We start from the raw sequence: 18,979 nt of genomic DNA, 5'->3' as shown, positions 1-18,979 counted from the left end.
CTTCTTTTTTCACGCTTATAATTAAAAATCCCAACCAAAAAAGAACTGGGTAAAATAACCATCGGACACAGTTTTAAAATCCGTGGTTTTACCAAAATCCCAGCGTAAGGCTAAAAAGCCTAAAGGAACTCTTGTGCCAACTCCAAAACTTCCAAGAGGCGTACCAAAATCCTGGTTCCAGGCTTTGCCAACATCAAAGAACAATGCGCCGCGGATTTGGCTAAATCCAAGTGAGAAATACGGCAACCTGACGCCAATTAAATCGATTAAAGGAAAGCGAAACTCCTGGCTCAACAGAAAAATTCGTTTCCCGCGAAGAGACCATCTTCTATAGCCACGCAAATCCCAGCTGCCACCAAAAAAGAACTGTCGGGTTTCACGACCCTCGTTAAAGAGCGATAAAAGGCGTACGGCATAGGCTGTTCTCAGGCTTGTTCGGTAGTAATGCCTTAAATCTACAAGTCCCGTTAAATAGTTAACATTGGAATAAGCAAAATCAAAAGTGTTACCGATTGTTATATTTATTCGTGTGCCCTCGATTGGTCCTGTATTTGTCCAGATGGAATTATCATGAATATAAGAGATAAAAGATGAGTTAAGCCAGGCAAAGCGTCTTTGATCAAAAGACCAATCTTTATCTGAATAGCTGAAAGTCTGGTTAAACTCCAATCTCGAAAATTTTGAGAACGGATAGCTAATTGCAAATAAACCTCCAACTCTGTCTTCGAAGAAGAATGCATCTTGCGGGTTATAAAAATCCCCGGCAAAGCGAAAAAGACCGTAGGCATAATTTACCTGGTTGCCAAGAGATACTTTTGTAACTGCAAAATTTAAACTGCGTAATAAATCTGATGAACGACGGGCATTGTTAAACAACAATATGTTATAATGTTCATTTCCCATTAAATCAGTAAAGGCAATCTGAGCGCCGCCTGTTGTACCAAAAATAGGATTCTGTGATACTTGTGTTTGCACAATATCCAAATCGTATTCATTTACATAAGGTTTGTTAGAGTTGATATTTGAGGATTCAATTTGTTTATAGTTCCACAAATCGGCTAAAGGCTCGGATATGGTCTGAATCTTCGAGTTTAATGAATCAATCCTGTTAAAGACATCTTCCAGTAAGCGGATTTGAAAACTTCTCTGTTCAAAAGTCCCAAAAAGTAAATTGGCATCCTGGGTCCATTCCGGGTCAAATATTGTCCCTACAGATTTGGTTATTTTATTTACCGTAACCGGTTTACTTCTATTTTTTGCCAAAGGAGATTCAAGTAAGAATATATTAAATGTCCCATCACTATCTGAAGTATAAGCCAGGTACTTGCCATTTGGAGAAAAAACGGGAGATTCATCCGATTGATTGCCATAAGTTAAGTACTTTAATCCAGCGCCATCTTTACGCATTAAAAAAATATTACTCGTCCCGTTACTTCCATAAGTATTTCTGTCAGAAGAAAACACAATATGCTTTCCATCCGGAGACCAGGACGGGGCTTTATCATTATAGAAGTCATCCGTAAGCTGGCTTAATTGTTGTTTTTTAAAATTATAGATAAAAATATCTTTATAACCATTTTTTGATAGGCCACTAAAAACAATTTCATTTCCATCCGGTGCCCAAGATGGAGAATAGAGGCCAACAAGGTTTTCGAAATAGTGTTTTGAAACTATTTTTCGGGCCGGGATATCATATATATATAGGGCATCGGTTTCGCCGCTTTTTGATGTAAATGCTAACAGGCCTTCTTTGCTCACATCAATTTTAGAATCAAAAATATGGAAATTCTCAAAGTCTGATGAAGCTTGTCCTTTGATAAGAATTTCTACATCTTCTTCCATTTGTCCGGGTGTTGATTCCATACGTTTCATAAATATGGAAGAATAACCGGTGCGGTTGCCAACAAATAAAACATACTCACCATCTGGGGCGTTATAATAGGCGGGTTTTAGGTTAAATCCATCGCGAACAATTGTTTTTGCTATCTGGCTGTTAAAATCAGTATCTCCAAGCTGGGGATAGTAGTTTTTCTTTAGATAATATAAATATTCGTGATCAAATTCTGCATAATTCATGCCTGTAGCTTCTTTGAATGAATCTTCAAAACGATCGTATTTCCAGAGGTTTTCCATCATCATCAAAACTTTGTCATCACCATATTTTTCAGCGACATAGTCCAATACATTTTGCCCGGTTTTATACATGGTAAATGTACCACGGATCTGATAAATGTTTTGAAGACCAGTTTCATAATTGCTAAGTACCGCGTCTTTCAAAACCATTTCAGCCTGGGCATCCCATTTTGCGGACCAGTGCTCGGCTAGTCCTTCTGTAAACCATAATGGTGGGAAGGGACCATCCAGCCGGCTATGATTTTTAAGGACGTTGTAAACTTTACTATGCATAAAAACATGAACAAGTTCGTGCCGGATTACATGACGGAATTGATGCAGATTCCCATTACTTGGAATTACAACCCGGCCTTTTAAAAATTCAAAAAAGCCGCCAACACCTTCCGGGATAAAACCTGGAGTGATATTTGTCTGTTGAAAATGGAGATGAGAACTAAAGAAAATAAGCGGGATACGCCGGTTTACCGTATGATTGAATTTTGGTTCTAAAGCTTTAAAGCTTTCTTCGGCATAGTGAGCGCCTTGCCTTGCAATTTCCTCCATTTCAGGATAATAATAAATATCAAAATGATCGGTTTGCATTATCTGCCAATTAAAATCGGTATATTGGATTTTATTACGGCCAAACGCAAATCCCTGGGCAGAGATATGGGATGTAACTATAAATGCTGAAAGGACAAAAGAAAGACAAATATTCTTTTTAAAATTCATAAAATTTTATAATGATAAATATCAGATTTACTAACAATAATATCGTCCGGCAGTTCCAAACATACAGTTTTGGGAAGAATAATAAAACCACATTTGGTTCTAAATTGATAAAATATCTATAAAATCAAACAGTAATTGAGTAACCGGTTTGTTTTCATTTGTGGTTGGCAGAAAATAATCATTGAAAAATGTATCAATCATAAATGAAATTAATCAAAGAATAATGATAAGATTATTGACATAAAATATCTTGGTTTAATATTTATTATTTTATAGCTTTAATCGTTACCAAAAAAGCAGAGCAAACATGTTGTCATTAAGAAAAAGGTTGGAATCCAATAAAAAGCTATTTGTTACAATAGTAGCTTTGTTTACGGTGGTTGTTGGATTTTCCGGTTTTTTCCACAACCATGAACCGGGTGTTGAATCTTTTGAATGTCCTGTATTTATCCTTCAGAATGGATTCAGCTCAGAAGTTGCTATTGGCATACTTTTTACTTTCATTCTTTTTGTAACATCTTTCTTTAGCCTCACTTCAAGTTTAAGTACCCCACAACTTATTTTTATTTCGATCGAAAAACGTGGCCCTCCATTTATTTCCTAATCATAAAAGACTAATTGTTTAAATATGTCCTGGTTGGTGATGGCTCAAAAACCATGTGCAATTAGGTATTATTATATAGTTTATTATTTTGATTCAGGAGATTAAAATGAAAAATATAATTAAGGCTTTATTAGTTTTCAGTTCCCTTATTTTAATTACTTTTTGCTCTGATAATTCAGTAAGCAATTCCGACGAGCATACCGACGCTGTTGGTATGAGGATAGTTTCCAGCGGCCAGACGATTGTTTCTTATATCCGTGATGACTCAACTCACGGAGAAATTGAAGTGGATTTGGATGAATTATCCGCTGCCATGTTTGTTGAACTTTATGATGATGAGGAAGATGAGTGGTTTACACCGGATGTTGACCATTTTACTTTGACAGCAGAAATTACGGATACAACTATTGCCCAATTTTGGCAGCATGATGGTGAAGAGGGAAGTTTTGAGTTTCATATCATAGGTAAAAAAATAAACACTACCAACATAGTGTTCTCAGTAATTCATGATGGGCACGCGGATTTTGTTTCACGGGAAATTGAAATTGAAGTTGAATAAAATGGTTAAAATCTGCTTTTTAATTTTATTCTTGGTTAGTCACCTCTTTGGCGAGCCAATCCTTCCCAAGAGTTCTATTGAAGGCATTGTATTAAATGAAAAAACCAAAGAGCCTGTTGCCTGGGTTGATATTTACATCCATGAAATAAACAGAGGTGCAGCCACAAATAAAAATGGGCAGTTCTTTATTCCAAATATTCCTGCAGGTGAATATAGTGTTCATTTTACCAGAATTGGCTATAATGAACTGCACAAGCATATCATCGTATTGGAAAATGATACTACTATTTTAAATATCAAGCTTTTGCCAAATTCATTCGAAAGCGAAGCAATTGTAATCGAAGATCACAGTGAGCATTCACATCTCCAAGAACCCGATCTTGAAATAAATAACCGTGAGATGGGCCGCAAGCTTGGTACAACATTAGCTGAAACAATTAAAGATTTACCAGGATTAGAACAACAAACAAATGGGCCTGCTCCTGCCAGGCCCGTTTTACGCGGGCTTTCCGGCGATCGTTTACTTTTGCTGGAAAATGGAAAACGCCCCGGTGATCTTTCCACAACTGCTGCTGATCATGCTGTTACAATTGAGCCTGTGACTGCGGAACGGCTTGAAGTAATACGCGGGCCGCTGGCTTTAGCTTATGGAACAAATACTACTGCCGGGGTGATAAATGTTGTCCGCAATGTTTCGTCAAAAACTAATCACCAAATAAATGGAGCTTTTAGCGCAGGTGCAGAATCTGTAAATTCCGGAATAGTTTCATCACTTAACCTAAATGTTCCATTAAATGATTTTTACTTTTACGGCGATGGCAGTTTTCGTAAAGCGGCGAATGTTAATACTCCTTCAGGCGCGCTAAAAAATACTTCGGTAGAAACGGGTTCTGGTAAAGCTGAATTAAGTTGGCAACCCTTATGGGGATTGTTAAAATCCAGTTTTGCATACTATCAATCTGATTATGGGATTCCACCATCTATCCCGGAGCTTGGACATCCAAATGGAATTGATATTAGCCTCAATAAAAATACAATTCAGCTTGAAGGTTTAGTACATAAACCAATAAAAGGATTAAATGATCTTCAAATTGAATATGACCTGACGAATTATTTTCATGAAGAATTTACATCTACGGGAAGAAACGATGCGGCTTTCAGTTTAACCAGTCAGCATTTATCCTTTAAAACTTCATTTGAAGGGTTCTCTATATTTCAGGGTATTAAGGTTGGATCATGGTTTGAGCATAGAGATTATAAATCAGGAGGTTTAACAAATACTGTAAATAGTATTGAAACGTCAATGGCCGGTTGGATTTATCAGGAAAATGATTTTGGTCCCTTAAAAACAAGCGCCGCATTAAGACTTGAGAATAAAACTATTTTACCGGAAGAAGAAAAAGTAGATCTGCGGGTTGGAAATATTCGTAAAAGATCCTTTACAGATTATGCCGCATCCTTAAAAGCCCAGTTTGCACTTTCACAAAGTTGGCTTGTACAAACTACACTGTTGAAAGCTTTTAGGGCTCCAGGTATTGAAGAACTTTTCTCTGATGGCCCACACTTAGCCTCGTATGCGTATGAGGTAGGTAATGCTGATCTAAATCCTGAAAAAACATATGGCGCTGAGATTGGAATCTCATATGATGACAATCTGCTTTATTTCAATTTAACAGGTTATTTCAATAGAATTGATGGCTATTTGTTCTCTCAAAATACCGGCGAGCGCAGCTGGAAACGAAACGACCTTTTCCGCTATAAAATGGTAGGGTTGGATTCTGAAATTAAGGGTGTTGAAGCAATTACAAAAATTGATATCAGCGGCGCTTTAAATGTTTCAGTTAGCGCAAGTTTTATTGAAGGTAATCTTTTAGAGAACTTTTCAGAAAATGACAAAATAATAAAAGTAAATGAGCCATTGCCATTTATGCCACCTTTTAAAGGCTCCTTAGATATAACTTATAAATGGAACCCGTTTTCTATAATTTATTCAGCCAATTATGCTGCTGATCAAGATCGGCCCGGAAGATTTGAAAAACCGACAAAAGAATATCTAATCCACGGTTTAAATATTGATTTTTTTATTCCGGGAGAGAGTCTGTTGCATACGTTTTCTTTTACTGTACAAAATGCCACAGATGAAACCTATCGCCGGCATTTGAACAGAATTAAGGACATCTTTCCTGAAGCAGGGCGAAATTTTAAACTATTCTATAAATTGTATTTTTAGTCTGGAACACGTAATATTATCATCAATTTTGATTTTACATTTATAGAAAACCTGCAGAATATTTTAGAATATGTCAATTACAAAACACGCCTGTAAAAATCATCCACAAAAATTTACTGCAAAACGCTGTTATAACTGCAAAGCACACATTTGCCAGGAATGTCATAAAAAGCATTTCCACCATATCTTTTGTTCGCTAAAATGCGTGGTAATCTGGCGTGCAAAAACTTTGCTTGATATGCTCAAACTCAGCAGGGAATTTACCTGGTTTGTTGTTGTGGTACTTCTGTCAAACATAATCATGTTTAATCTCTTCATAAATCGAATAAATTCTAACCTGGAAATGGAACCTGAAAAGATTGCAAACGATTCCACGGCTGTATTTCCTGTGCCGGAAGGTTTTTTAATTGATTCGGTACGACAGGCAGTAAAAGGATCATTTGAAATTAAAATTGCAGGGCGGGAGAACAGGGTACATACACTTAATCAAAATGGAAAATTTGTCGAAGCTCTTTTGCCAAAGGAATCCGACTTTTCGTTTGAATCAGTTTCTCTGGAAAAAGGAAATAACCGTTTTGCCATTTGGGCACTAACAGCGGAAGGCCAAAGCATTTTAGTAGATTCATTTAGTGTTAAATATTCATCACCACGGTTGGATTATTTAATGAATCCGGTCTATCGTGTAAAAACAGGTGAGAAGAAACTTGCACTGACTTTTGATGGTGGATCGAGCAATAAAGGAACCCAGCAGATTTTAGATATTCTTTATAAAAAGAAAATTAAATGCACCATGTTTTTAACGGGCAGGTTTATTGAAAATTTTCCGGACCTTGTAAACCAAATTATTGATGCCGGGCATGAAATTGGCAATCATTCATTAACACACCCACATTTTACTACTATTGAAGAAAATGGAAAAAATGATACCCGTAAAAAAGTTACCTACGATTATTTCAGAAAGCAGTTAAATATCACTGATAGCATTTATTTTGCTTTGAGAAAAAAGCATTTAATTCCTTTTTGGCGAGCACCATTTGGTGAAATAAATAGAGAAATATTGATGTGGGCCGGCGAACTTGGCTACCGGCACATTGGCTGGTCTTACAAATGTGATTCCTGGGATTGGGTTGCAGATAAAAGCTCAAACCTTTACAGGACCTCAGAGCAAATAAAGGAACATTTTTTGAATCTTGAGCAAGATAAAGGTTTGAGTGGCAAAATTCTTTTAATGCATTTGGGCAGCGAACGAAAGGATGATTTTCCATATCAAAACCTGGCGTCTTTAATTGATGAACTGGAAACCCGAGGTTATGAATTTATAAAAGTAAGCGAATTACTAAAATTGACAAAATGATTGAGCACAAAGTATGAACGACTATTAACAACTAACGCGGATTTGGAAATCAAATGAGAAAGACAATCATACTCTTATTATTTATAGCTACACAATCAGTTCTGGGCCAAAGCAATGAATATTTAATTTTAATTTCCTGGGATGGTTGTCGGTGGGATTATTTAAACCGCGATTTAACTCCAAATGTACAAAAATTAATTGATAACGGAGTCAGGGCAAAATCGTTAAAACCGTCATTTCCATCAAAAACTTTCCCCAACCATTATACGATTGTCACCGGTCTATATCCTAAAAACCATGGTATAATTTTTAACCGATTTACAAATATGCAATCGGGGAACTCGTACCGGATTGAACGTGATAGTTCAATTCACCAGGATAAATGGTACAAGGGTGAAACGCTTTGGGTAACAGCAAAAAAGCATGGGATTAAAAGCGGGGTTGTATTTTGGCCGGGTTCTGAGACAAATCTAAAACATCCCGATTATTTTTTAAATTATGACCATAATTTGTCTCATGAAAAACGGGTAGACCAATTGATGGAATGGATCACTTACCCAGAAGAAAAACGCCCTCATCTTTTATTGCTTTATTTCCCTGATACCGATGATTATGGCCATGAATACGGTCCTGATTCTGAAGAACTTAACGATGTAGTAAAAACACTTGATAATACATTAGGGGATTTAATAAAACGCTTAAAAAATGCAGGCATATATGAACAAACAAATATTGTTTTAACATCAGACCATGGTATGACTAATTTATACAGGGAAAATAGTATCGATATTGATTCAATGTTGACCGGGTTTGATTATACCACAAATGGAAATGATCCAAACCTTACATTTTTTGCTGACAGTTCCCAGCTTAATCAAATGTTTGAAATCTTAAAAAAAAATGAAAAAGGATACACCGTTTCCTGGCAAAATGAAATCCCGGTTGAGTTAAATTATTTTGGCAACCAGCATCTTGGTAAATTTAGCATAATGGCAAAACCAGGTTACTATTTAAAAAACAAATCATGGGGGCCTTCTAAAGGTTCTCATGGGTTTGATAACAGAATAAAAGATATGCATGGCGTTTTTGTTGCCCATGGCCCTGCATTTAAAAATGGTGCTGAGATAGAAGTGTTGCAAAATATTGATATTTACCCGCTTTTATGCAAAGCCCTTAAAATTGAAGCCAACTCCAAAATTGATGGAAAGCTAAACAGGGTAAAGCATCTTTTAAAATAATGAAAAATTCAGGAATACATTATACCGGAGTTGATTTTGACCGGGCAGCAACATTACGCAAAGACCAGGATTGGGTTGATAAACAATTTCAAAACCCCAAATGTTTATTTATTCCTATTTGGCAAAATAAAAACCTTGTTACAGGACAAAATGATACTTCGGATCCGGGGATAATTTATCTATCAAAAGGGCAATATTCTGGATTTGAGAAATTGGTTTCAGAAAGTGTTTTTTTAGGATTTGACGATGACCGGCCAATTTTTGCTTTGGATATTTCGGGAATTAAAGAAGAGATCTTGAAAACCCATTTCAATCAAGGGGAATTTATCAACCTGAGGTTAATTGGGCAGCTACTGAAAGCACGCGATGCAGCTCGGTTGGCTTATGCACGTGGCATAATTCATTGGCATAATACCCATCAGTTTTGTTCCAAATGCGGTTCAAAATCTATTAACAAAAGCGGTGGCCACTTGCGTTTATGCAGCAATATGGAGTGTGGAAAAGAAACTTTTCCGCGTACGGATCCTGCAGTAATAATGCTTGTTGAATATAGATTAGAATCCGGTGAAAAGAAGTGTCTTCTTGGCCGTCATACAAAATCGCCCGAAGGAATGTTTTCAACTTTAGCAGGGTTTGTTGACCCCGGTGAAAGCCTGGAAGAAGCTGTTGTGCGTGAAGTATTTGAAGAAGCAGGGATTAGGGTCGGTCAGGTTACTTATCAAGGCTCACAACCCTGGCCATTTCCAGCTTCAATTATGCTTGGTTTCAGGGCGCAAGCCGAGACAATAAACATAAATGTAGATCCTCAGGAGTTGGCTGAAGCCAAATGGTTTTCAGCTGATGAACTTATAAATGCAGGAGAGTGGGGTGATAAAAACCCCGGCTTAAAAATTTCGAGAAAAGATTCAATTGCCCGACATTTAATAGATTCCTGGATTAACGAACAACTTTAATTCTTTTAAACTTTATGTCTTTCCTTTTTTAGCGATTTTTAATTTATTCCTGAAATATTTTTCCAAACTAATGATATATTGATATAAAAAATGTATATTGTCAGCGTTTTTGAAAATGGGTTAATTTTCGTACCTGAAAGCAGATAATAAAACGAAAAATTTTAAAAAAATACAATGATGGGAGTTAGAAATGGGCTTAAATATTCCAGCCGGAGTTCTTACCGGAGATCAGGTTCAACAAGTATTTAAACATGCAAAAGAAAACAAATATGCGCTACCTGCAATTAATGTAATTGGCACCAATACAGTCAATGCAGTTATGGAAACAGCAGTTGCAGCAAATGGACCTGTTATTATACAGTTCTCGAATGGTGGAGCAGTTTTTTTTGCAGGGAAAAGTTTAAATAATGAAAATCAAAAAGCTGCTGTAGCTGGAGCGGTTTCAGGTGCTCAGCATATCCATCACATGGCTGAAAAATATGGTGCACGTGTAATTCTTCATACGGATCATGCGGCTAAAAAATTGCTTCCATGGATTGATGGAATGCTTGATGCGGGAGAAGAATTCTATAAAAAACATGGTAAGCCTCTGTACAGTTCACACATGATTGATCTATCAGAAGAACCAATCGAAGAAAATATAGCAATTTGTAAAAAATACCTGGAGCGCATGAGCAAAATTGATATGACACTCGAGATTGAACTTGGTGTTACCGGTGGCGAAGAAGACGGTGTCGATAATACAGATGTTGACAGCTCTAAACTTTATACCCAGCCTGAAGAAGTTGCTTATGCCTATGAAGAACTATTAAAAGTCAGCCCTCGTTTTACAATAGCAGCTGCTTTTGGAAATGTTCATGGTGTTTATAAACCAGGCAATGTTGTTTTAACACCAAAAATCCTTGATAATTCTCAAAAGCATATTCAGGAAAAATATAAAACTGATGAGAAACCGGTTGATTTTGTTTTCCATGGCGGATCTGGGTCAAGTGTTGAAGAAATTAGGGAAGCAATAGGTTACGGTGCTATAAAAATGAATATCGATACAGATACTCAGTGGGCTTTTTGGGATGGTATCCGTGGGTATTATGAAGAGTTTAAAGGTTATTTACAAGGCCAGATAGGTAACCCTGAAGGTGATGATAAACCAAACAAGAAAAAATATGATCCACGTGTTTGGTTGCGTAAAGCCGAAGATAGTTTTGTAGCCCGTGCCAGGCAGGCTTTTGAAGATTTGAATAATATTAACACTCTTTCCTAAAATAACTGCTTTTTAAAACCCCGCTTTTAGCGGGGTTTTTTATTAAAAGATTATATATTTCGGTTGTATAAAATAAACTATCAGCTAAAATGCCGAGAATAAAAAAAGCAACTTATATAAGTATTTCTCCTTAATAAAGAAATCTCCATGTTAAAAAGTGTTTTTAAAATCGGTCTCTACTCTCAAGAGGAAAAAGATTTTACATTATTTGGAAATCTCAGCCAAAGTATATCGAATTTAAATATTACTTTTCGTCTGCTGCTTCCCGGCAAAATAATTTCTGTTGAAGAAAAGTTTTCTGAAATACCAATTTATGTTATTCATTCATCACTTTTTGAAGACCCTGCATTCGAGTCAACTTTAAAAGAAATTGGCAAGTCGACTGCCCCGGTTTTATGTGTACTGGATAACAGTTCATTGGGCCAAACACAAAAAGCCTTAGATTATCCTTGTGATTTCTGGTTGTTTAGAGACTCTGTAAATGAAGCCATATTAGAATCAATCTTAAAAAGAGCAGAACAAATTTACCGTTTGAAAGAGCAGGCCTTTTATTTACGTAAAAAGTTTCATGAGAGTGAAAAAAGATTTATCAGTGTATTCAGGTCAAAATCAGAAGCAGTAATTGTACTTAGTTCAAATAATTTAATCCGTTTCATTAATCCGGCTTGTGATAAACAATTTGGCATAAAGAGAAGCCTAATCGGCCAGCAATTTCCTTATTCGCTTAAGGCTGGCAATATAACTGAAATTGATTTAAAACCATTGTCCGGAAAAAAACAAATCGTAGAAGTTGTTGTAAGCGAACTAATTTGGGAAGATGAACTTTGTCTTACGGTAACCTTATCTGATATCAGTGAGAAAAAACGTGTTGAAGACGAGATGATTACTTTCAGGCATGTAATCCATCTCAGCCCATTACCTATCATGATTACAAATAGTAAGGGCAATATTTTATACATAAATGAGCAATTTGAAAAATCTACCGGTTATACTTCTGAAGATATTATTGGCAAAACACCAAACATTTTAAAATCCGGTAAACATGATAATCAGTTTTATAAACATTTATGGGGTACGATTAATAGCAATAACACCTGGCGTGGACAAATTTGCAACAAAGCAAAAAATGGAAAATTATATTGGGAAAAGCAGCTTATTTCTCCGGTAAATGATAAAAACGGGAATATCAACTTTTTTGTATCAATTCGTATTGATGACCTTGAAAAAAGGAAAAAAGAACAAAAAATGCATGAAGCTAAAACCTTGCAAAGCGTTCAAGAATTGGCAGGCGGCATAGCTCATGAATTTTCGCAACCATTACAGGTTCTCTCGATAAGTATGGCCTTAATGGAAAAGGATATGGGTGATTCGGAATACTTTTTAAAAGCCAATAAAATGATTAAGCGGATTATTTTGCTGGTTGATAACCTGAAAAGTATTACGGCTCTTAGACAACAGGATTATCTATCTTCAAAAATCCTTGATATAAAAGCCTCTTCAGAGAAGACAATGACCAATAATATGAAACCGCGTATTCTGGTAATTGATGATGAGATTGAAGTTTTAAATTCATTGATTGATTTATTAACGCTTTCGGGTTACACATGTGATGGAGTAACAAATGGTCCTGAGGCATTGGATCGCCTGGGAAGGAACCCATATCGATTAATCATTTCAGATATCGATATGCCAGGAATGGGTGGAACTGAATTACTGAAACGAATTAAAGAAACAGACTACGATGGCTATTTTGTTTTTATGACAGGATATGAAATTGATGATGACCTGGAAGAAGACATCAAAATGGCTGATGCTTTTCTCACCAAACCATTTGAACTAAAAAATTTAAAAGATCTTGTTGATAAAATTTTCAAAGAAAACCAGATAACACAATAATTATTTCAGAACTTCAAATTATTCAGGGTTCGAAGGATATCCTGCATTTTTTGTTGCCTCAATCATTTGTTTAGGTGTTACTTTTAAAGGGTCGTATTTTACTACAGCCTTTTTATTTTCCAAAGTTGCCTTAGCTGAAACAACCCCATCTAATTTTTTTAAACTTTTTTGTACGGTAAAAGGACAAGACGCACAATTCATTCCCGGGACATCTAAAGTTACCTCTTTTAATTTAACCGATTTATATGGCCCATCTGCAATAGTATTTTCACCTGAAATAAATCCTTCAACAATATATGGTGATGATAATAATCCAAATACAAATATTGTACTGATCCATAATGTAACTTTATTTATTTTTTCTGATTTTGGATTAGCACAATAACTTCCTGGTTCACAATTTTCAGCATTTGGCCTACTATAAGTTTTATAAAATACATAGCCCAAAATACTTAGAGTAACAATTATTAAATAGGGCCTTAATGGTTCAAATGCGGTAAGATTCCCCACCCATGCACCGCCTATTCCAAAACATAGAAGTATCAGCGGGCCAACACAACAAACAGAAGCCATAATTGCGGTGAAAATGACTCCTAATATTGTATGCCTTTCTTTTTTAGTATTATCAGTCTGTGTATTCATTTTTTATTCTCCAAGCGAAAATGTGTTTTGAATACTTACACTTTCTGGAGTATGGTTAAGGGTTTCAAATTAGTTTTCAAGAATTCGTAAAACCGGGCAAGGTTCTGTTGGTTGATGGCGTGAACATTGGCTGATTAGTGTCTTCAAAACAATTCTTATCTTTTCTAATTCTCCAAGTTTTTGTTCTACAAATTGTAATTTTTCCTTTGCCATTTTATGGACCGGTTCGCAGGGCTCGTCTTCTTCAATTTTTAAAGTTAATAGTTCTTTAATATCCTTTAATGTAAACCCCATATTTTTTGCTTTTTTTATAAAGAGAAACCGTTTGAAATCTTCATTAGTAAAAATGCGATATCCTGTTTTAGAACGATCAACATTCTCAATCAGTCCCATTTTTTCATAATAACGGATTGTGTCTATCGAAAACCCGGTTTTATTTGAGATAGCTCTAATATCCATTTTATTTCCATTTTTATTCTAATTTATTTGACTGGAGTATAGTCCAGTCAATTATTTTTGTCAAAATTAAACTTTTAAGGATTAATGATGAAAACTGTAATTTTTATTTTATTATTCTTGATAAGCATTTCTTGCAGTAAGCAAAACAAAGAGGAGCAAACAATGAATGTTGAATTATATTATTTCGAAGGATGTCCTTCATATATTGAAACGGAAGAAAATCTTAAAATGACTTTGGCTGAACTTGGCTTAACAGAAAAATATAAAATGATTGAAGTGAGTAACTCGGAAGATGCGATAGCAAAAAAGTTCTTGGGATCTCCAACCATTAAAATAAATGGGATCGATTTGGAACACAAAGATGGAAACTATGTTTTTGGATGTCGAGTTTATACAATTGATGGAAAAATGCAAGGCACCCCGAGTATTGAATTTATAAAGAAAAATCTTAAATCATTTTTATAATTCTAAAATGGCTGAACAATTATTTTGTTTAAAAAAAGATAATTAGCTGTTTTTATTATTTGATTTTAACCGTGCTTTTTTGCAACTTCAACTCCCGATATGCAAACGGTAAAATTGAAAATAAATCAGAAAAATTTAAGGCATTATTCCTTCATTAGGGTAGTGCCTTTTTTTTATGTATAAATATGAAAAATACTTTATTTCTTAAAAATGGCCAGTTCCCGGATGGCTCTGTTAAAAATCTTTTAATTGAAGACGACCGGATTATTTATATTGGCGACAAATCCTTTTCAAATGTAGAACAAATTGATTGTACCGGAAAACTAATTCTTCCCGGAATAATTGATGTACATACACATATCCGTGATATGGGGCTGAGTTATAAAGAAGACTGGCTCAGTGCATCAAAAGCAGCGGCAAGCGGCGGAATCACCACAATGTTTGATATGCCGAATACAAAACCTGCCACGTTTGATATGGACAGTTTAACGGAAAAAAGGAAAGCAGCTTCAAAATCCCTTGTAAATTTTGGTTATAATTTTGGCGTCACGGAATTTAATTCAGAACAGTTTCGAAAGGCCGCACCAATAGCTTCAATAAAAATGTTTATGGCAGAATCAAGTTCCGGGTATGTTGTAGAGCGGGAAGAAATTGTCCGCCAGGTTTTTAAGTTGGCCAGGGAAATTGATAAACCAGTAATGATCCATGCAGAGCTTCAATCTTGTGTTGAAGAGCATGAAATGAAATATGCTGCAACAATTCAAAATCACAATAAAATACGAAACCCGATTTGTGCAATCAAAGCCACAGAACTTCTAATCCGCCTTGCTGAAGAGACCGGAGCAAAAGTCTATTTGGCCCATATTTCCTTAAAAGAGGAAATTGATATGATTAGAGCGGCAAAAAATAGAGGATTGAAAAATATATTTTGTGAAATTACACCACACCATCTTTTTATAAATGAAACGATTTTGGAACAGGCCGGCAATTATGGCAAAGTAAATCCTCCATTAAGAACAGAAGCTGATAACAAAGCCATTGAACAGGCAATAATTGATGGAACTGTTGATACAATTGGGACAGACCACGCACCACATGGACTTGATGAAAAAAATAAAGAATACAATTTGGCACCATCCGGTTTTCCCGGTTTGGAAACCAGTTTAGGATTGATGATGAAGTTGGTTCAATCGGGCAAAATATCTATACAAAAACTTAATGAATTGATGTCATCAAATCCGGCTGAAATTTATAAAATTAAAGATCGTGGCTCTTTGCAAATCAACAATTATGCGGATATTTGCATTGTAAATCCTGGCACAAAATGGATTGTTAATCCTGAAAATTTTTATACAAAAGCAAAATATTCACCATATGCCGGAATGAGTTTAACAGGTAAAGTTGAAACAACAATTATTAATGGCAAAACAATCTGGCACAATAATCAAATAACCGAATCAAGGGGAAAAGAAGTTGAATTCTCTTAAAAGAAAACTAATCCTTTCATTACATGAAATTGGGGCTATTAAATTTGGCTCTTTTAAACTTAAGTCGGGTCTGACTTCTCCATTTTATGTTGATCTAAGGCTGATTGTATCCTTTCCTAAAATTACAGATTTAATTATCCGCTTATTGCAGGATGCTGTTGAAGATTTACGCTTTGATTTGATAACAGGTATTCCTTACACAGCTTTGCCTGTAACTTCAATTTTATCTTCCAAATTAAATGTTCCTTTGGTATATCAACGAAAAGAACCAAAGGCATACGGCACTGGTAAAAGTATTGAAGGTGTTTACAAAAAAGGCGATACCTGCCTGGTGATTGATGATGTGATGACTACAGGAGAAAGCAAAATTGAAATTGCAGATGCCCTGATGGATGCCGGCATGATTGTAAAAGATTTTGTAATAATTGTTGACAGGAGTTTTGAAGGACAGGCGTTTTTGAAGAAGCATAACTATAATCTTCATGCCCTTGTAACAATCCAGGAAATAATTGAAACCCTGTTTGAGGAATCCTTTTTAACTGCCCAGCAAAAAAGTGCTGTGGAAAACTTTATTGCCAAGGATCATGGGGTTCAACAAGTTAACAGTCTTGATTCAATTTCAGATGTTACATCGAACAAAGCGACAAGCCGGTTAATCCGCAAAATGATTGAAAAAAAATCCAATCTTATTATTTCACTTGATGTAGACAACCAGAAATCATTTTTTGACATTCTTGAGAAAGTGGCTGATGAAATTGTTATGGTTAAAACCCATGTGGATATATTAAATGATTTCGATCCGGGTTTTGTTAAGCGCCTACAAGATTTGGCTCTCGAAAAGAATTTCTTAATTTTTGAAGATCGTAAATTTGCTGATATTGGCAGTACAGTACGTAAACAATTTTTTGAGGGAGTTTACAAAATCGCAGATTGGGCGGATTTTGTAACTGTACATTCTTTGCCGGGTGAAGGTATTGTAAAAGGTTTGTTTAAAGATACCAATACAAATTGTAGCTCGTTTTTGTTAGCGGCAATGTCTGCCAAAGGCAATTTAATTAGCGATACCTATACAAGGACTACAATCGCTATGGGTGCAGATAATAAGGATTGTGTTTCAGGATTTATCGGGTTTGCCAAAAATGTAGAAGATCTAAAAAAGCTTAAGGCTAAAATTCCGCAGGATATGCTGTTATTAATGCCCGGTGTTAATCTCGATTCAAGTGGGGATAATCTGGGGCAGCAATACGTATCTGTCAAACAGGCTATTTCCGGTGGTGCAGACGCCATTATTGTCGGACGTGGAATAATCAGCAGCACCAATCCCAAGAAAGAAGCTGCCCGTTATAGAAAAGAAGCCTGGGATGCAATGGAAGAATGCGGCAGAATTGTTTAGAATATCCTATTATTCTTTTTTTACCACGGATAAACACAGAAAAACAAGGATAAAAAAATCAAAAATATTATAAGATTAAAAGAGTTTTTTGAGGTGATTCACTTTTTTAATTTTATAAAACTTTTTGCTTTATGAAATGTTTGTCGATGGAAGTTTTCAAAATAATTTTAACGTTTAAGATCGGTGCTAATCTGTGTGAAACCGTGGCTAATATTATTTACAAGGTGGACAAAATATGAATAGTTTAATATCCATGCGCGATTTGGATAAAAACCAAATACTGGATTTAATTGAGAAGGCAGGAAAAATTGAAAATAAGGAAATTTGGCCGGAACTGAAGGGGCAGGTTATGGCTTCACTTTTTTTTGAGCCCTCAACCAGGACGCAACTTTCTTTTGACTCCGCAATGAAAAAACTTGGTGGTGAAGTAATCCTGATGTCCGGGACAAAAGGCACTTCTGTTGAAAAAGGAGAAACATTATCGGACACAGTTAAGGTTGTTAACCAATATTCAGATATTATTGTTGTTCGTCATCCAAACGAAGGTGCTGCCCGCTACATTTCTGAGCAGGTCAATATTCCCGTGGTAAATGCCGGAGATGGATCAAATCAGCACCCGACACAATCCATGCTGGATTTATATTCAATCAGCAAAACGCAAGGGACCTTAGATAATTTGTCAATTGCCCTGGTTGGCGATCTTAAATACGGACGAACGGTTCATTCTCTGGTTTACGCACTTTCTACATTCTCACCTATATTTTATTTTATTTCACCTGAAATCCTGGCCATGCCGGATTATATCACGGAAGATTTGAAACAGATGAATATTGAATATCATATTCTTGATAAGGTGGAAGACATTGTTGATAACCTCGATGTAATGTATGTAACGCGCATTCAGCGGGAACGTTTTGCTGATCCCCAGGAGTATGAGCGTGTTAAGAATGCTTATATTATTCGTGCTTCTCAATTGACAAATGCAAAAGATAATTTCAAAGTTTTACACCCATTACCGCGTGTTAATGAAATCCATACAGATGTAGACGAATTACCGGCTGCATATTATTTTGAACAAGCTGGGAATGGTGTTTTTATGCGCCAGGCGATACTTTCAACTTTGTTAGGAGTGCAGTAAATGAAACATTTAAAAGTTGATCCGATAAAGGAAGGGACAGTAATTGATCATATTCCTGCTAATAAAGCTTTGCAGGTTATTTCAATTATCAAACCCGGCAAAGATGACGTTGTAACAGTTGGAATTAATTTTAGCAGTAAAAAATTCGGTAAAAAAGACATTGTTAAGATTGAGGGTCGAGAATTGACTTCTGCCGAAGTAAACTCAATTGCCCTCGTTGCGCCAAATGCAAATGTTATAATTATTCGCAACCATGAGGTGTTAAATAAAAGGTTAGTTCAAATCCCCGATGAAATAATTGACTCAGCAATTTGCGGCAACCCTAAATGCATCACCAATGTAGAAGAAATGGGCACGCGGTTTAAAACAGTTTCTCGCACACCGGTTCGCCTGCGCTGTGATTATTGTGAGCGTATTTTTCATATCGATGAGTTGCGAGTACGTTAACTAGGATGA

At 35.9% G+C, this 18,979-nt stretch carries 14 protein-coding genes and 1 pseudogene; 12 read left to right on the top strand and 3 right to left on the bottom strand.

What is annotated here, in order from left to right; translation table 11 throughout:
- Window positions 1-21: 21 nt before the first annotated feature.
- A complete protein-coding gene (locus HND50_03325) occupies window positions 22-2,844 on the bottom strand; it encodes a hypothetical protein (protein ID NOG44231.1) in 2,823 nt (940 codons plus the stop codon).
- 307 nt (window positions 2,845-3,151) lie between these two features.
- Here HND50_03325 and HND50_03320 point away from each other — a divergent pair, with 307 nt between their 5' ends.
- The 8 genes from HND50_03320 to HND50_03285 all read left to right on the top strand — a co-directional run bounded on the left by HND50_03320 (window position 3,152) and on the right by HND50_03285 (window position 12,939).
- Entirely contained in the window at window positions 3,152-3,448 is a 297-nt protein-coding gene (locus HND50_03320) for a hypothetical protein (GenBank protein NOG44230.1), read from the top strand.
- Window positions 3,449-3,554: 106 nt separating this feature from the next.
- Window positions 3,555-4,007 (top strand): hypothetical protein, encoded by a 453-nt coding sequence (locus HND50_03315; protein ID NOG44229.1) that lies wholly within the window; start codon window positions 3,555-3,557, stop codon window positions 4,005-4,007.
- On the top strand, window positions 3,994-6,237 hold the full coding sequence (locus HND50_03310; GenBank protein ID NOG44228.1) for a TonB-dependent receptor: 2,244 nt from the start codon (window positions 3,994-3,996) through the stop codon (window positions 6,235-6,237). Before HND50_03315 ends, HND50_03310 begins: the two co-directional genes overlap by 14 nt.
- A gap of 70 nt (window positions 6,238-6,307) precedes the next feature.
- The gene (locus HND50_03305) at window positions 6,308-7,591 is read left to right on the top strand and encodes a polysaccharide deacetylase family protein (protein NOG44227.1); all 1,284 of its coding nucleotides are present in this window, start codon (window positions 6,308-6,310) and stop codon (window positions 7,589-7,591) included.
- 53 nt (window positions 7,592-7,644) lie between these two features.
- Window positions 7,645-8,829: an alkaline phosphatase family protein gene (locus HND50_03300; protein ID NOG44226.1), complete on the top strand. Its 1,185-nt coding sequence runs from the start codon at window positions 7,645-7,647 to the stop codon at window positions 8,827-8,829.
- Window positions 8,829-9,782: an NAD(+) diphosphatase gene (nudC, locus tag HND50_03295; GenBank protein NOG44225.1), complete on the top strand. Its 954-nt coding sequence runs from the start codon at window positions 8,829-8,831 to the stop codon at window positions 9,780-9,782. The genes HND50_03300 and nudC overlap by 1 nt, the downstream gene beginning before the upstream one ends.
- Before the next feature lie 190 nt (window positions 9,783-9,972).
- Window positions 9,973-11,043 carry a class II fructose-bisphosphate aldolase gene (gene fbaA, locus HND50_03290; protein ID NOG44224.1) on the top strand — a complete coding sequence of 357 codons (1,071 nt, stop codon included), beginning with the start codon at window positions 9,973-9,975 and terminating at the stop codon, window positions 11,041-11,043.
- Window positions 11,044-11,190: 147 nt separating this feature from the next.
- The gene (locus HND50_03285) at window positions 11,191-12,939 is read left to right on the top strand and encodes a PAS domain S-box protein (GenBank protein NOG44223.1); all 1,749 of its coding nucleotides are present in this window, start codon (window positions 11,191-11,193) and stop codon (window positions 12,937-12,939) included.
- Between the two features lie 18 nt (window positions 12,940-12,957).
- Here the strand turns inward: HND50_03285 and HND50_03280 are convergent, their stop codons facing one another.
- Both HND50_03280 and HND50_03275 read right to left on the bottom strand, forming a co-directional pair.
- The gene (locus tag HND50_03280) at window positions 12,958-13,581 is read right to left on the bottom strand and encodes a hypothetical protein (protein NOG44222.1); all 624 of its coding nucleotides are present in this window, start codon (window positions 13,579-13,581) and stop codon (window positions 12,958-12,960) included.
- Between the two features lie 69 nt (window positions 13,582-13,650).
- Window positions 13,651-14,040, bottom strand: a complete 390-nt coding sequence (locus HND50_03275) for a MerR family transcriptional regulator (GenBank protein ID NOG44221.1) — start codon at window positions 14,038-14,040, stop codon at window positions 13,651-13,653.
- A gap of 162 nt (window positions 14,041-14,202) precedes the next feature.
- Between HND50_03275 and HND50_03270 the strand changes: the two genes are divergently transcribed.
- The 4 genes and pseudogenes from HND50_03270 to pyrB all read left to right on the top strand — a co-directional run bounded on the left by HND50_03270 (window position 14,203) and on the right by pyrB (window position 18,970).
- Window positions 14,203-14,505 (top strand): hypothetical protein, encoded by a 303-nt coding sequence (locus tag HND50_03270; GenBank protein ID NOG44220.1) that lies wholly within the window; start codon window positions 14,203-14,205, stop codon window positions 14,503-14,505.
- A gap of 185 nt (window positions 14,506-14,690) precedes the next feature.
- Window positions 14,691-15,992 (top strand): dihydroorotase family protein, encoded by a 1,302-nt coding sequence (locus HND50_03265; GenBank protein ID NOG44219.1) that lies wholly within the window; start codon window positions 14,691-14,693, stop codon window positions 15,990-15,992.
- The gene (gene pyrF / locus HND50_03260; protein NOG44218.1) at window positions 15,979-17,385 is read left to right on the top strand and encodes an orotidine-5'-phosphate decarboxylase; all 1,407 of its coding nucleotides are present in this window, start codon (window positions 15,979-15,981) and stop codon (window positions 17,383-17,385) included. The genes HND50_03265 and pyrF overlap by 14 nt, the downstream gene beginning before the upstream one ends.
- A gap of 235 nt (window positions 17,386-17,620) precedes the next feature.
- A pseudogene (gene pyrB / locus HND50_03255) lies at window positions 17,621-18,970 on the top strand (aspartate carbamoyltransferase).
- Window positions 18,971-18,979 lie beyond the last annotated feature (9 nt).

Source organism: Calditrichota bacterium, from assembly GCA_013112635.1.
In the GTDB taxonomy this organism is placed as follows: Bacteria; Calditrichota; Calditrichia; order Calditrichales; family J004; genus JABFGF01.
This window is presented reverse-complemented; position numbering and strand designations above follow the sequence as displayed.

What these genes read in the sequence shown, in the direction of transcription:
- HND50_03325 (NOG44231.1), bottom strand. Translation starts at nt 2,844, where the DNA reads ATGAATTTTAAAAAGAATATTTGTCTTTCTTTTGTCCTTTCAGCATTT.
- HND50_03320 (NOG44230.1), top strand. Translation starts at nt 3,152, where the DNA reads ATGTTGTCATTAAGAAAAAGGTTGGAATCCAATAAAAAGCTATTTGTT.
- HND50_03315 (NOG44229.1), top strand. Translation starts at nt 3,555, where the DNA reads ATGAAAAATATAATTAAGGCTTTATTAGTTTTCAGTTCCCTTATTTTA.
- HND50_03305 (NOG44227.1), top strand. Translation starts at nt 6,308, where the DNA reads ATGTCAATTACAAAACACGCCTGTAAAAATCATCCACAAAAATTTACT.
- HND50_03300 (NOG44226.1), top strand. Translation starts at nt 7,645, where the DNA reads ATGAGAAAGACAATCATACTCTTATTATTTATAGCTACACAATCAGTT.
- nudC (NOG44225.1), top strand. Translation starts at nt 8,829, where the DNA reads ATGAAAAATTCAGGAATACATTATACCGGAGTTGATTTTGACCGGGCA.
- fbaA (NOG44224.1), top strand. Translation starts at nt 9,973, where the DNA reads ATGGGCTTAAATATTCCAGCCGGAGTTCTTACCGGAGATCAGGTTCAA.
- HND50_03285 (NOG44223.1), top strand. Translation starts at nt 11,191, where the DNA reads ATGTTAAAAAGTGTTTTTAAAATCGGTCTCTACTCTCAAGAGGAAAAA.
- HND50_03280 (NOG44222.1), bottom strand. Translation starts at nt 13,581, where the DNA reads ATGAATACACAGACTGATAATACTAAAAAAGAAAGGCATACAATATTA.
- HND50_03275 (NOG44221.1), bottom strand. Translation starts at nt 14,040, where the DNA reads ATGGATATTAGAGCTATCTCAAATAAAACCGGGTTTTCGATAGACACA.
- HND50_03270 (NOG44220.1), top strand. Translation starts at nt 14,203, where the DNA reads ATGAATGTTGAATTATATTATTTCGAAGGATGTCCTTCATATATTGAA.
- HND50_03265 (NOG44219.1), top strand. Translation starts at nt 14,691, where the DNA reads ATGAAAAATACTTTATTTCTTAAAAATGGCCAGTTCCCGGATGGCTCT.